This window comes from Acinetobacter faecalis, assembly GCF_034187745.1.
In the GTDB taxonomy this organism is placed as follows: Bacteria; Pseudomonadota; Gammaproteobacteria; order Pseudomonadales; family Moraxellaceae; genus Acinetobacter; species Acinetobacter faecalis.
Map to the genome: position 1 here is coordinate 41642 of NZ_JAXHPF010000005.1, position 14239 is coordinate 55880.

A 14239-nucleotide genomic window follows, 5' to 3' on the forward strand; every position below is an offset into this window, starting at 1 on the left:
GTTGTGACAAAATGCCCAAAAAGAGGCATAATTCAATATTCGAAAGCGGTGCGCTGTTTACGCATTCGCTCGCCTTAAACCATATAGTTGGATTGTTTACGCTATGATGCGAACTCATTACTGCGGTTCTTTAACCGAAGCTCAAATTGACCAAACCGTCACTTTATGCGGTTGGGTACACCGTCGCCGTGACCACGGTGGTGTTATTTTCCTTGATATGCGTGACCGTGATGGTCTAGTTCAAGTGGTTATTGACCCAGATACTCCTGAAGCATTCGCAACAGCGGATAAGGCTCGTTCAGAATTTGTATTAAAAATTACAGGCCGTGTACGTCGTCGTTACGAAGGTACTGAAAACGCAAATATTACTAGCGGTCAAATTGAAGTATTAGGCAAAGACATTGAAGTTCTTGCTGCTTCTGAAACTCCGCCATTCCCATTGAATGACGAAAACACAAATATTTCTGAAGAAGTACGTTTGAAATATCGCTTCCTTGATATTCGTCGTCCTGAAATGTTAGATCGTTTACGTTTCCGTTCTAAATTAACGAACCTTATTCGTAACTACTTCGAAGAAAATGGTTTCTTAGACGTTGAAACTCCGATCTTAACGCGCGCAACTCCTGAAGGTGCACGTGACTATTTAGTTCCAAGTCGTGTATCTAACGGTAGCTTCTACGCACTTCCACAATCACCACAGCTATTCAAACAGTTGTTGATGGTTGGCGGTATCGATCGTTACTACCAAATTGCAAAATGTTTCCGTGATGAAGACTTACGTGCTGACCGTCAGCCTGAATTCACACAAATCGACGTTGAAACATCGTTCATGAGTGACGATGACATCATGGATTTAATGGAAACTTTAACAGTTAAGATGTTCAAAGAACTTCTAAATGTTGAATTCGACAAATTCCCTCGTATGACTTATGCAGATGCTATGCGTGACTATGCATCTGACAAGCCTGACTTACGTATTCCTTTGAAACTTGTTGACGTTGCAGACATGATGCAAGACGTTGAGTTCAAAGTATTCGCAGGTCCAGCGAAAGATCCTAAAGGTCGTATTGTTGCGCTTCGCGTACCAGGTGCTGGTGCATTACCTCGTAGCCAAATCGACGAATATACTAAATTCGTTGGTATCTACGGTGCAAAAGGTTTGGCGTACATCAAAGTTAACGAACTTGAAAAAGGTATTGAAGGTCTTCAATCTCCAATCGTTAAATTCATCGAGCCAATCGTACTTGACTTGTTGAAACGTGTTGGCGCTGAAAATGGCGACATCGTATTCTTTGGTGCGGACAAAGCAAAAGTTGTAAATGATGCAATGGGTGCTTTACGTATTAAAGTCGGTCACGATATGAATCTTGCGACTTGTGAGTGGGCTCCGCTTTGGGTTGTTGACTTCCCAATGTTCGAAGAAACTGATGATGGTAAATGGACTTCTGTTCACCACCCATTCACGCTTCCTAAATCTAGCGTTGAAGAAGTGAAGAATAACCCTGGCGCTGCATTGTCTGTTGCTTACGATATGGTATTAAACGGTACTGAAGTTGGTGGTGGTTCTTTACGTATTCACAACCTAGAAATGCAAAAAGCAATTTTTGAAGCTTTAGGTATTAATGAAGAAGAAGCAGAAGAGAAATTTAGCTTCTTGTTAAATGCATTAAAATTCGGTGCGCCACCTCATGGTGGTTTAGCATTCGGTCTTGACCGTCTTGTAATGTTGATGACTGGTGCATCTTCTATTCGTGACGTGATTGCATTCCCTAAAACGAAAACTGCGGAATGTCCATTGACTCAAGCACCTGCGCCAGTTGAAGGTAACCAATTGCGTGATTTAGGTATTCGTTTACGCGAGAAACCAAAAGCAGAAGAAGCTAAATAATTTTTACTTCCTTCTTTTTCTCCCCTTCGGAGAAATATAAAGAGTAAAAAAAGCCCTGCAATTGCAGGGCTTTTTTGTTGCATTGAGTCAACAGAATATCAATGGCATAATAGCCATCACTTTCCACTTAGTTGTGAATTATCTCCTATGGCTATGCGTCCTGAAGTTCGTCGTCGTGCAATTGTTTTAATCGTTTTTGCTATCGTACAGTGGTTATTCATGCGCCATATTGTAGATAATCAGCTATTTAATTTAACAACATATGATCGCATTGTATTCTTCTCTTTAAGTAGTATTGGCGGTGCTTTTGTTATTTTTGTTGGGCTTATTTATATGGTGTTGAAAGGGAATAAAGAAAGAGATTAAAATCCTTATCCCTCGAACAATTCAAAAAAATATTAGTTTGAATTTTATTCTGATTAGTTTAAGCTTTTCTTTCAGTGATAAGTTGAAGAAAATAGATGGATTGAATAAAAAATTTAGATATTTATTTAGCTCATTTTTCCATACAGCCAAATTATGTAGCATTGATTTCCATGTTTTATATTTTTTATAAACAAACATAAAATCTTCATAATATTTTTTGTGAAAAGGGAAATCAATATTCCTTTCAATACATATCTTATGTAATAAAATTGTATTTTCCAATATTAAATAAAATCGTTCATTAGGACTCTTAGTAACCGAATTTTCATTAAATTGATAAAAATATTTACCACTACAAACTGCAACATTTTTCGAATTTAAAAAAATTAGCCTAGTTACAATTTCATCATTATTAATATAATTTATATTACTATAATTTAAACTACTATAATCCAAATATGATTTAATAAAAATTGATCTTTCAAATACACCTAAACCATGTACACCCCAATGTAAAATAGAATTAACAAATGCATCACGTCCCTTAAATACGACTTCATCCGTATAATAAACAAACTCCCAATAATCATTATTAAATTTACTTCTTGAAACAACTAGCTGATATAGAACTACATTCGCTTGAGTAGAGCTCATAACCTCCAGTGCAGATTCAATAGCATCATCTGACAGTAAATCATCAGCATCAACAAAGGTTACATATTCAACATCAAAGAACTCCACCCCTCGTTTACGCGCTTCAGCAGCACCTGAGTTATTCTGATAAACATAAAAAATATTCGCATGAGACCTAGTATATGATTTTACAATTTCTGCTGTTCTATCTATTGAACCATCATCAACAACAACAATCAAAAAATCTTGATAAGTTTGTAATAATAAAGCGTCTAAACATTTAGAAATATTTAACTCTTCATTATATGCTGCTACCACAACTGCAAGACGATTGATCATAAAACACTTTAAAATATTAATAATATATTTTCCTTAGCAATAAAGTTCAACAACTAATTAATTAATTGTTATAATAAAAAAAATTTTAAAATCTTTTATTATGGAAATAAAACTAATCCCCTTACAAATGCATGGTGATGAACGTGGTTCACTCATCGCTTTAGAAAAGGATAAAAATATTCCCTTTGAAATTAAGCGTGTTTATTACCTCTTTAATACAGTTGAAGGCGTGCGTAGAGGTTTTCACGCACATAAAAACTTATCGCAAGTCGTTATTGCTGTTAGAGGGTCTTGTCGCTTTCTTCTTGATGATGGAAAAGAAAAAATTAACTTACTTCTAGATAATCCGGCACAAGGTTTACTTATTGAATCTGCTATTTGGAGGGAAATGTATGATTTTTCAGAAGACTGTGTGCTTATGGTTTTAGCCAATAACTTTTATGATGAAAATGACTATATTCGCAATTATGATGATTTTTTAAAAACCTATGGATAATACATTAAATTTCTACCAACATCCCTTAAGCGATAATCAATGTAAAAATATCGGCAAAAATACTAAAATCTGGCAATTTGTTGTAATTTTACCGAAAGCCCAAATTGGTGAAAACTGCAATATTTGTGCCCACACCCTAATCGAAAATGATGTAAAAATTGGAAATAATGTCACAATTAAATCTGGTGTTTTCATTTGGGATGGCATAATTCTTGAAGACGATGTATTTGTTGGTCCAAATGCAACTTTTACCAATGACCTTAAACCACGGTCTAAAAAGTATCCCGATAAATTTTTATCTACCCTCGTTCAAAAAGGCGCATCTATTGGAGCCAATGCAACAATTTTACCTGGTATAACTATTGGTCATTATAGTTTAATTGGTGCTGGTGCTGTTGTTACTAAAGATGTACCACCATATGCTATTGTCGTTGGAAATCCAGCTCAAGTTATAGGACATACAAATCGTGATTAACTTTTTAGACTTAAAAAAAATTAATCAACAATATCGTCAAGAATTAATCGAAGCATCTACTCGTGTGATTGATTCTGGTTGGTATATTAATGGAAATGAATTAGCTCAATTTGAAAATAATTTTGCTCAATATTGTGGTACTCAACATGCAATTGGTGTAGCAAATGGGCTAGATGCGCTTATTTTAGTACTACGAGCATGGAAAGAACTTGGGAAACTAAGCGATGGCGATGAAGTTCTTGTTCCAGCGAATACCTACATTGCGAGCATTTTAGCTATATCTGCAAATAATCTAAAGCCTGTTTTAGTTGAACCAGATATTAATACCTACAATATAAATCCACACTTAATTGAAGAAAAAATCACATCAAAAACAAAAGCCATTCTTGCAGTTCATTTATATGGTCAATTGGCAGATATGCCAAACATTATACGACTTGCAAATAAATACGATCTTCTTGTTCTGGAAGATTCAGCTCAAGCACATGGTGCAGAAATTGAAGGCAAAAAAGCTGGAAGTTGGGGTGATGCATCTGGATTTAGTTTTTATCCAGGTAAAAATTTAGGAGCATTGGGAGATGCCGGTGCAATTACAACAAGTTGCAATGAGCTTGCAGAAGTATTAGTTGCACTTAGAAACTATGGCTCACATGAAAAATATGTCAATAAATACATTGGTGTAAACAGTCGACTTGACGAAATGCAAGCTGCTTTTTTAAATATTAAGCTAAAATATTTAGATAATGAAATTAAAATTCGCAGACAAATTGCTAATAAATACTTATCATTAATTCAAAATAGAAAATTAATTACTCCTAATATTCCTCAGCCTGCATCCTTATATCAAGGTCATGTCTGGCATTTGTTTACAGTGCGTAGCAATAATAGAGGAGCTTTAATAGAACATTTAACTAAGCACAATATTCAAACGTTAATTCATTACCCTACCCCCCCACACAAACAACAAGCTTATTCAAACCTTAATAGCTTCTCGTTACCAATTACTGAACAAATTCACAATGAAATTCTTTCATTACCAATTGGACCAACATTAGACTTCACTGATGTTGAATATATTTGTGAGATAATTAATGACTTCTAATATGCAACCTTTATTATCTATTTGCTGCTTAGGATACAATCATGCAAATTATTTGACAGATAATCTAGAATCAATTTCTAGACTTAATTATCCCAATATTGAGGTAATCGTTGTTGATGATGGTTCTAGTGATCAAAGTGTTGAATTACTAAATGACTTGATCACAAATTTTAAATATCCTATTAAACTTATTGCCCAACAAAATACTGGAAATATCGGTTTAAATTTCAACAATGCAATAAAACATGCAAATGGTGAATATATAACCTTTATTTCCCTGGATGATGTTTTTAATAGTAAAATTTTTACTAACTTTTTAGAAATAATAATTGAAGACAAATCGCTAGCTTTTGTTTCAAGCTCCAAAGCTATATCGATAAATAATCTAGGCTATATTGACTTCGACAAGCCTGGAAAACTCCCTATTGAGGATATTTCTAATCCAAATATTGATGATTTACTAGAACTTGAATACAAAGATTTTGGAGCTTTTTACATTCAAGGTGCAATATTTAGAAAAGACTTAATTGATAAAATTAATGGCTTTGATGAAGACATGACAGGCGATGATATTGTATTACGAACAAAAATTTTTTTATTCTTAAAAGATCATCCTGAATACAACTATAAAATTATCCACAAACCAAGTGTATTTTATAGATTACACGATACAAATATACACAAAAATAGTATAAGACAAATTAAAATTATCTCTGAATATTTAGGAAAGTATTGGCCTAATAAGCCACTTCCTCAAACGTTTATTGACTGGTCATTACACTCCATTAAAAACAGAGAGATAGCATATGTAGAAAAAATCATTTACCTAAACCCCACTACAAAACGCCTAATGGATCTAGAGTCGATTCAAAAAGCAATTAATAAGACTAAACCAAGTTTTATTAAAAAATATATTTTTAATAAAACTCGTGTGCAAAATGACAAAAAAATTACAATATTGGGATTTTTAAGCTTTTCTTACACTAGTTTAAATTTATTTAAAATCATATTTAAAACTCAAAAACCCACTCAGACCAATATCCACTATCACGAATATAAATAAAATGGAACATAAGTCTATTATTTATTATAAATAATAGACTCGGCTATGCTAGTTTTTCTGTAGTAGCAAAGCAAGCTTATCCTTATCACTTACCCGAATATGATCAATACTCTCTAAAGGCCATTCAATCGCAAGCGTTGGGTCATTCCAAAGAATTGCCCCTTCACTCTCTTTGTGGTAGTAATTCGTAGTTTTATACAAGAACTGAGTATTATCTTCCAAAGCAATAAAGCCGTGAGCAAAACCTTCTGGAATCCAGAACATGGTTTTATTCTCTGCACTCAACTCCAAACCAACCCATTGTCCATATGTTTTAGACTCGGGACGAATATCTACAGCAACATCCCAAGCTTTCCCCTGCACTACACGCACAAGTTTACCCTGTGCGTATGGAGCTTTTTGAAAATGCAATCCGCGCAACACGCCTTTTTGCGATAAAGAGTGATTATCTTGCACAAATGTTGGAATAGGTAAATTAAGCTCTTTTAATGCTGCTTCAAACTTTTGCTGATTGAAGCTTTCCATGAACCAACCACGATCATCACCAAATACCTGAGGATGAAGAATAAGTAAACCTTCGATTTTTGTGGCTTCTACTTTCACTTTACCTCTTCCAACAATTTAAATAAATATTCACCGTATTCTGTTTTTTTCAATGCCTCAGCACTTTGCTTTAAGTTTTCTTTTGAAACCCAACCTTGTAAAAAACCAATTTCTTCCAAACATGCGACTTTTAAAGATTGACGTTTTTCAATTGTATAAACAAATTGCCCAGCTTCAAGTAATGATTCATGTGTGCCAGTATCTAACCAAGCAAAGCCACGCCCCAATAACTCAACATTTAATGAGTCATCTTTTAAATATGCATTATTAATGTCTGTAATTTCTAATTCACCACGGTGAGATGGTTTCACTTGCTTAGCGAACCCAACCACTCGATTATCATAAAAATACAAACCCGTTACGGCATATGGAGACTTTGGATGAGTTGGTTTTTCTTCAATACTCAACACTTTACCCGTTGAATCAAATTCAACAACACCAAAACGCTCAGGATCTGTCACATGGTAGCCAAAAACTGTTGCACCATGTTCAACAGCACTTGCTGCTTTTAATTGTTGGCTAAAATTTTGACCATAATAAATATTGTCGCCTAAAATTAAGCAGACATGATCATCACCAATAAATTCTTCACCAATAATAAATGCTTGAGCTAAACCATCTGGAGATGGCTGAACCTTATAACTAAGCTCAATACCAAACTGTGAACCATCACCCAATAATTTTTCGAAATTTGGCAAATCTTCTGGTGTTGAAATAATTAAAATTTCTTTAATACCCGCAAGCATTAATACAGATAACGGATAATAAATCATAGGTTTATCGTAAATTGGCAACAACTGTTTCGATACACCTTTTGTAATTGGATGTAAACGTGTGCCCGAACCACCAGCTAAAATAATACCTTTACGCTTTAAACTCATTTTGATAGTAACTCCGTAACTGTTCTTTTCACATGAACTTTCCACTCTGGCATTACAAGATGGAATGACTGTTGAATTTTGTGATTATTTAATCGTGAATTGTGAGGTCTTTTTGCAGGTGTTGGATAAGCTGTTGTAGGGATTGGATTAACCTTTTTCACAGCCAAATCTAATCCTTCATTTTCAGCCTGTTCAAATACATATTTTGCATATTCAAACCAAGATGTTTCACCACTTGCAACTAAATGATAAATACCACTTTTTGATTTATCATTTAGAACTTGAATAAGCGAATATGCTGTGACATCCGCAATTAACTCAGCAGATGTTGGCGCACCAATTTGATCATCAATAATTGAAAGCTCTTCTCTTTGCTGTGCCAAATTTAACATTGTCTTTAAAAAGTTCTTCCCTTTTTCAGCAAAAACCCAAGATGTTCTAAAAATAAGATGGTCACATTTCGAAGCAACAATCACTTGCTCACCTAACGCTTTAGTTTGACCATATACATTTAATGGTTCAATAGCATTATCTTCACTAAATGAAGTTTGACCATCACCATTAAAAACATAATCCGTTGAATAATGGATCAATAATGCTTTTACTTTTAAACAAGCTTCAGCAATTTTGCCTACTGCTAAATGATTTACCAAATTTGCAGTTTCTGTATCTGCTTCAGCTAAATCTACTGCTGTATAAGCACTTGCATTAACAACAACATCTGGCGAAATATCCAAAATGGTTTGATAGATTTTCTCAGGCTGTGTTAAATCTCCACACCACTCATTTAAGCCATGTCGATCTAGTGCAATAATTTCACCAAGAGGTGAAAGTGAGCGTTGTAACTCCCAACCAACTTGGCCATTTTTCCCTAATAACAAAATTTTCATTTTGTTTTAATACTGCTTTTCTAACCAAGACTGATATTCCCCACTTTGTACGTGAGTTACCCATTCGTGATTATCTAAATACCATTGCACTGTTTTACGTAAACCTGTTTCAAATGATTCTTCTGGTGTCCAACCTAATTCTCGCTGAATCTTACTTGCATCAATTGCATAGCGAACATCATGACCAGGTCTATCTTTTACATACGTAATCAAATCTTTATATTGGTTTACACCTTCAGGCTTGTTCGGTGCTAACTCTTCTAATAACTCACAAATTCCATGTACAACATCTAGGTTTGCTTTCTCATTATGCCCACCAATATTGTAGGTTTCACCAACAATTCCTTCAGTAACAACTTTAAATAAAGCACGTGCATGATCTTCCACGAATAACCAATCACGAATCTGCTGCCCATTACCATACACAGGCAGCGCTTTCCCTTGTAAGGCATTTAAAATCATTAAAGGAATTAATTTTTCTGGAAAATGATAAGGACCATAATTATTTGAACAATTCGTTACCAAAACGGGTAAGCCATATGTTCTATTCCAAGCACGAACTAAATGATCTGAACTTGCTTTTGATGCAGAATATGGTGAACTTGGTGAGTAAGAAGTTGTTTCTGTGAACAGATCTGTTGTCCCTTCCAAATCACCATACACCTCATCTGTTGAAATATGATGGAAACGAAATTTTTGTTTTTTAGTTTCTTCTAAAGAATTCCAATAATGACGACTTGCTTCTAGAAGTTGATACGTGCCAATAATATTCGTTTCAATAAAGGCAAAAGGGCCAGTAATAGAACGATCTACATGTGATTCTGCTGCTAAATGCATTACAGCATCAGGCTGATAATCTGCGAATAATTGATCTAAAGCGGTTCGATCACAAATATCTGTCTGGCTAAATGTATAACGCTCATTATTTGCAACCGAAACAAGTGATTCCAAATTACCCGCATAAGTAAGTTTATCTACGTTTAACACTTCATGATTCGTATTTTTTATTATATGTCTTATAACTGCCGAACCAATAAAGCCAGCCCCACCTGTAATCATTAAACGCATTTAATGTTCCTTATACCCACTATATTTATTCAATGAATAATAACAAATAATCCATTTATAAAAATGCAATTTCACAAAAAAATATTACTAAAAGAACAAATAATCAGTATGGTAAATAGTATCTCTTCACAATTTTAAGTTATCATTATTCCAAATTTACTTTTACTAATTCCATGAACATTCTTTCTATTTTTCGCTACACTCCTGAAAATACAATAAAAACAATAGCAAAAATAATTGCAAAGCTTGTAAACACTAAAAAAACAAGCGGTATGCTGTGGAAAACACGTATTAATCTTTCTATTTGCTACCCTCATTTATCTGATGAAGAACTCGAAATTTTAGCGAAGAAAAGCGTGATCAACCAATGTATGAACTATGCAGAATCTTTGAAGTGTTGGGCAATGCCAACAGATTGGAATATTAAACAAATTAAAAAGGTCAGCGGTCTGGATATTCTTAAAGATGCTTTGGCAGACCCTACAGGTGCTTTGATTATTACTCCACATTTAGGAAATTGGGAAATCATGAACCCGTGGGTGCATCAATATGGCACACCCACGATTATGTATAAGCCTATACGAAATAAAACCATAAATGAATTTATTCTAGCCTCAAGGAATCATTTAAATACAACCATGGTTCCTACCGATTCATCTGGTGTAAGAGCCTTATTTAAAACCCTCAAGCAAGGTGGGTTTAGCATAATTTTACCAGACCATGTTCCAGCACCCTCAGGTGGCATTATTGCCCCATTTTTTGGAATTAATACACTTACAAGTACACTAGCCCCTAAATTAGCTCAAAAAACTAAGTGCCGATTGATTTCAATGGTATGTGTACGTTCGCAAAGTAATGATGGATACAACATCTATATTAATGATGCAGGCTTACAATACCCCAAACTTTATGACCCAGATACATACATTTCAACCACCACTATGAATAAAGTAGTAGAAGACCTAGTTAATCAATTCCCTGAACACTATATGTGGGGATATAAACGCTTTAGAGGCTCAAAAGAAACTGAAAAACTGTACACTTTATAGTTAGGATCGTATATTTTTATCTAAGACCTTTAAAGCGCTTGTAAATTTTAAATAAAAATTTAACTTTGAATATGCAATTTAATATAGAATTACTACTTACATAGAAATTAGTACACGTCGTTGTATAAAAGTTTCTATTTTTTCTTTTATGTTCCAATACAGAATATGCATGTTGAGCTTTTATAAAACTATGATCAATTTTACCAGCACTTTTATGTAGTAAATGAAAATTAATTACATAATTTTTATATCCCAAATAATTTGCATTTCTACAAATATCTAATCCATATAGATGAAATCCTTCCAAATCAAAGCTTGTGGATAGACTCAAAGATCTATTTAAAACTAAAAAGTTTTCATCAAGGCTAACAACCTCTTCTGGAAAATTTCCAAGTTTTGAATTATCGCCATGAGGATCAGTAATTCTTAAAATTATTTCTCCATTTTCTTTTTTTCCCGCATTACCTACTACAGCCCAATTAGGATCTTTTGCCTCCAAATCAGCTATACATTCATCCAATTTATTAATATTATCGAATTTAAAGACGATATCTTGATGGCAAAAAATTAAATATTTACCACGAACATTTTTAAAAGCTTTATTTATCCCACTAAACCCATCTTCGGAGTTTTGACCTATATTATCAATATAAAAATATTCCACATCCTCTCGATCAAAACCAGCTAATTTTGCACTTTGAATCATTTCTAAATATTCGTCAAAATTCGTAACTAATGTACAAAAACTATATTTTTTAGCAAAACCACCAGAGGTGTCTAATTTTGAAAATGAAGGTAACATTTGCCTTATCCTTAGATTTTAATATTATTTTATCTTAAGTTAGTTAAGTACATTCTTATTTTTTCCATTTTTGTCAAAATTTAGCATTCTGCATAACGGATTTCTCAACATTTAAATATTTAGTATTTATAATACCCATTAGACAATTATCATTTTAAACTAAAGCATGAAACTTTCTATTCTTATTGTTAACTACAATACCGAAAAATTTATCTTAAATTTTTTAAATGATTTACATCAACAAACACTTGATCCAAGCATCTATGAAATTATCATTGTTAATAATATACAAAATAATATTTTAGAAAAAACTATTAGCGACTCAGGATTAAAAAAATCACTTAATATTCATTTAGTTCAATCCAAAAACAATATTGGATTTGGTCGTGCTATGAATCTAGCTGTAAAAAATGCACAAGGTCAACATTTGCTCATCGCAAACCCTGACCTAAGAATGATGCAAAATGATTATCTAGAATCTCTACTACAACATACTCAATCAAACAAAGATTATGGTCTTATTACAACCCAGCTTATAAATGATGACCAAGAAGATAAATCTGAATTTTACGATTTCGAATTCCATGAGACATTTGGTTTTACTGATAAAATAGCTTGGTTTAGTGGAGCACTATTGCTAATCCGCACAGATACTATGAAAAAAATTCAAGGCTTTGACCCTGATTTTTTCATGTACTGTGAAGATGAAGATTTATGCTTACGCGTAAAAAAACTTGGCTTAAAACTTATAAAAGTTAATGATTTAAAAATGTATCACAAAGGCGGTTCTAGCGAGCCTTATCAAAACTATGATTTCTTTTATCGTTGGTATCGCTCTCAAATTTTATTCGCCTACAAACATTTTCCAAAGGATCAATTTGATCAACTCATTGAAAAACTTAATAAGAAATCAATTTGGAAATCCGCTTTATATAAAATTCTTAAAGTATTACTACCAACAAAACGTCATAAATTCCAATACGCTCAATGGTCTGCAATGAAAGATGTAACAAACAGAACTTTGAACGAATCTGTGGAATGGTTATACTTTAAATTATAATTGAATCATTATTCTATTGGGAAATCACTTGAAAGCTTACGATATTACGCTTTGCTTAACTATTGGCAAACGACCAGAATTACTTCGTCAAACATTAAATAGTTTGCTTTCAAAAGCTCAATTTAAGCAAATTATTGCAATAAATGATTTTCGTGATGAAGAAACCAATCAAGTTTTTAAAGAACTTTGCCCTGATGGATTACTCATCACCCTCCCCAATCAAGTTGGTCATCATAAAGCTGTAGATGAAATGTACTCAAAAGTTCAAACAGAATACATATTTCACTGTGAAGATGACTGGCTATTTGACCAATCTATCGAATTTGAAAAATATTTTGAAATACTTAAAGAAAATCCTAAAGCAACACAAGTATGCTTTCGCAAATGGACTGATTTTCCCTTTTCAGAAGAGCAAAAATCAAAAATTCAATTTATTAAGTCTTCACCACTGAACTTAGCAAGATTTGATAGCATGCATGATCAATGGCATGGCTTTACTTTCAATCCACATCTTGCCTCTATTGAATTATGGAAAAGCATGCCAAAGGGCTTTAGCGAGTTTAAAAAAGAACGGCACGTTTCACGTTGGCTTCGCGCACAACAACGTTACGTCCTATTTCTTGAAAATGGTATTTGCCACCATATTGGGGAAGATGATAGCGTTGCAAATGCTTCGAAAAAATCTTGGTTTGCAAAATGGAAAGGTAAAATTTTCGGTTAATTAAAATTTATTCGGATCAACCAAAATTTCTCTCTTCACTCCAAATCCTAAGTATTGCAATTGACGAAGACCTAAATTAATTTGGGTCTTTATTCTCCTCATTTTGAATTGTGATTTCTCATTTGTAGTTAAATCAAAATTCAATTTATTCTTTACTTGTGCAATCACAGACTCATGAATATATTTACATGGGACTTTATATTCAGGGCACTTGTCACTTTGTAATAATGCTGCAGGTTCAATTTGATAAGCTTTTAATTCATAACAACTATGAATAAACTCATCAGATAAGCCAATGGCACGTTTACCCATAAAATCTAATAAAATTTTAGCTCCAGTCGGATATAACACATACCCTCCCGTCCCACTTCGATCGATATAAATTTCAAGAAGGTTGTAGTTATTATTAGCCAGAGAATATGTCGATTTTTTTGCAACTGTTTTCTTTCGACCATGTACTTCTAAATTCACATAATCTAATTCTTTGAGTTGCATTAAATCATTTAAAATATTTTTGAAATCTTTAACTAAAATTGCATCATCTTCTAAAACAACACAAGGTTCATTATGCTCAACAATATAATCCCATGCTTTTTTATGGCTTAAGAAGCAAGCTAGTTCAGACTGTTTCAAAGGACGCTGACCACCAAAGGCTATACGCTTATATTCCTCCTCTGAAAAATCATTAATTGATATAGCTGGTAAACGCTCGAACTCCAAACCTAAATCTTTAAATTGAGCTTGTTGTTGAGCTAAACGATCTTTTGATTGATCTAAATTAATTAATAAAACTTTCATCTTTT

Annotated in this window: 16 protein-coding genes; 9 read left to right on the forward strand and 7 right to left on the reverse strand. The window is 33.4% G+C overall.

Annotated elements, in window-relative coordinates; genetic code table 11:
- Positions 1-103: 103 nt before the first annotated feature.
- Together aspS and SKM54_RS06760 are read left to right on the forward strand one after the other, a co-directional pair.
- The gene (aspS, locus tag SKM54_RS06755; RefSeq protein WP_321094862.1) at positions 104-1888 is read left to right on the forward strand and encodes an aspartate--tRNA ligase; all 1785 of its coding nucleotides are present in this window, start codon (positions 104-106) and stop codon (positions 1886-1888) included.
- A gap of 147 nt (positions 1889-2035) precedes the next feature.
- Entirely contained in the window at positions 2036-2254 is a 219-nt protein-coding gene (locus tag SKM54_RS06760) for a hypothetical protein (protein ID WP_321094864.1), read from the forward strand.
- 21 nt (positions 2255-2275) lie between these two features.
- On the opposite strand, the gene SKM54_RS06765 is transcribed toward SKM54_RS06760, so the two are convergent.
- Entirely contained in the window at positions 2276-3226 is a 951-nt protein-coding gene (locus SKM54_RS06765; RefSeq protein WP_321094866.1) for a glycosyltransferase family 2 protein, read from the reverse strand.
- Between the two features lie 100 nt (positions 3227-3326).
- Here SKM54_RS06765 and SKM54_RS06770 point away from each other — a divergent pair, with 100 nt between their 5' ends.
- Genes SKM54_RS06770 through SKM54_RS06785 form a run of 4 tightly spaced genes read left to right on the forward strand, consistent with a single transcriptional unit; the run spans position 3327 to position 6362 of the window.
- A complete protein-coding gene (locus SKM54_RS06770; protein ID WP_321094868.1) occupies positions 3327-3722 on the forward strand; it encodes a sugar 3,4-ketoisomerase in 396 nt (131 codons plus the stop codon).
- Positions 3715-4197 (forward strand): acyltransferase, encoded by a 483-nt coding sequence (locus SKM54_RS06775; protein WP_321094869.1) that lies wholly within the window; start codon positions 3715-3717, stop codon positions 4195-4197. Before SKM54_RS06770 ends, SKM54_RS06775 begins: the two co-directional genes overlap by 8 nt.
- Complete coding sequence (locus SKM54_RS06780) at positions 4190-5299, forward strand: DegT/DnrJ/EryC1/StrS family aminotransferase (protein ID WP_321094871.1); 1110 nt, start codon at positions 4190-4192, stop codon at positions 5297-5299. The genes SKM54_RS06775 and SKM54_RS06780 overlap by 8 nt, the downstream gene beginning before the upstream one ends.
- Before the next feature lies 1 nt (position 5300).
- Positions 5301-6362, forward strand: coding sequence for a glycosyltransferase family 2 protein (locus tag SKM54_RS06785; protein WP_321094873.1), 1062 nt, complete (start codon positions 5301-5303; stop codon positions 6360-6362).
- A gap of 48 nt (positions 6363-6410) precedes the next feature.
- On the opposite strand, the gene rfbC is transcribed toward SKM54_RS06785, so the two are convergent.
- From rfbC to rfbB, 4 genes are read right to left on the reverse strand one after another with little or no spacing between them, the layout of a single operon-like run.
- On the reverse strand, positions 6411-6965 hold the full coding sequence (rfbC, locus tag SKM54_RS06790; protein ID WP_321094875.1) for a dTDP-4-dehydrorhamnose 3,5-epimerase: 555 nt from the start codon (positions 6963-6965) through the stop codon (positions 6411-6413).
- Positions 6962-7846 (reverse strand): glucose-1-phosphate thymidylyltransferase RfbA, encoded by an 885-nt coding sequence (rfbA, locus tag SKM54_RS06795; protein WP_321094878.1) that lies wholly within the window; start codon positions 7844-7846, stop codon positions 6962-6964. Before rfbA ends, rfbC begins: the two co-directional genes overlap by 4 nt.
- Entirely contained in the window at positions 7843-8736 is an 894-nt protein-coding gene (rfbD, locus tag SKM54_RS06800) for a dTDP-4-dehydrorhamnose reductase (protein WP_154771698.1), read from the reverse strand. The genes rfbA and rfbD overlap by 4 nt, the downstream gene beginning before the upstream one ends.
- Positions 8737-8742: 6 nt before the next feature.
- Entirely contained in the window at positions 8743-9804 is a 1062-nt protein-coding gene (gene rfbB / locus SKM54_RS06805) for a dTDP-glucose 4,6-dehydratase (protein WP_321087652.1), read from the reverse strand.
- A gap of 173 nt (positions 9805-9977) precedes the next feature.
- On the opposite strand from rfbB, the gene SKM54_RS06810 reads away from it, so the two are divergent.
- Entirely contained in the window at positions 9978-10853 is an 876-nt protein-coding gene (locus SKM54_RS06810) for a lysophospholipid acyltransferase family protein (RefSeq protein WP_321094880.1), read from the forward strand.
- Between the two features lie 16 nt (positions 10854-10869).
- Here SKM54_RS06810 and SKM54_RS06815 read toward each other — a convergent pair whose 3' ends face one another.
- The gene (locus tag SKM54_RS06815) at positions 10870-11655 is read right to left on the reverse strand and encodes a glycosyltransferase (protein ID WP_321094884.1); all 786 of its coding nucleotides are present in this window, start codon (positions 11653-11655) and stop codon (positions 10870-10872) included.
- Between the two features lie 166 nt (positions 11656-11821).
- Here SKM54_RS06815 and SKM54_RS06820 point away from each other — a divergent pair, with 166 nt between their 5' ends.
- Both SKM54_RS06820 and SKM54_RS06825 read left to right on the forward strand, forming a co-directional pair.
- On the forward strand, positions 11822-12715 hold the full coding sequence (locus tag SKM54_RS06820; RefSeq protein WP_321094886.1) for a glycosyltransferase family 2 protein: 894 nt from the start codon (positions 11822-11824) through the stop codon (positions 12713-12715).
- 28 nt (positions 12716-12743) lie between these two features.
- Complete coding sequence (locus SKM54_RS06825) at positions 12744-13436, forward strand: glycosyltransferase (protein ID WP_152874628.1); 693 nt, start codon at positions 12744-12746, stop codon at positions 13434-13436.
- Here SKM54_RS06825 and SKM54_RS06830 read toward each other — a convergent pair whose 3' ends face one another.
- Complete coding sequence (locus SKM54_RS06830; RefSeq protein ID WP_152874629.1) at positions 13437-14234, reverse strand: glycosyltransferase family 25 protein; 798 nt, start codon at positions 14232-14234, stop codon at positions 13437-13439.
- Positions 14235-14239 lie beyond the last annotated feature (5 nt).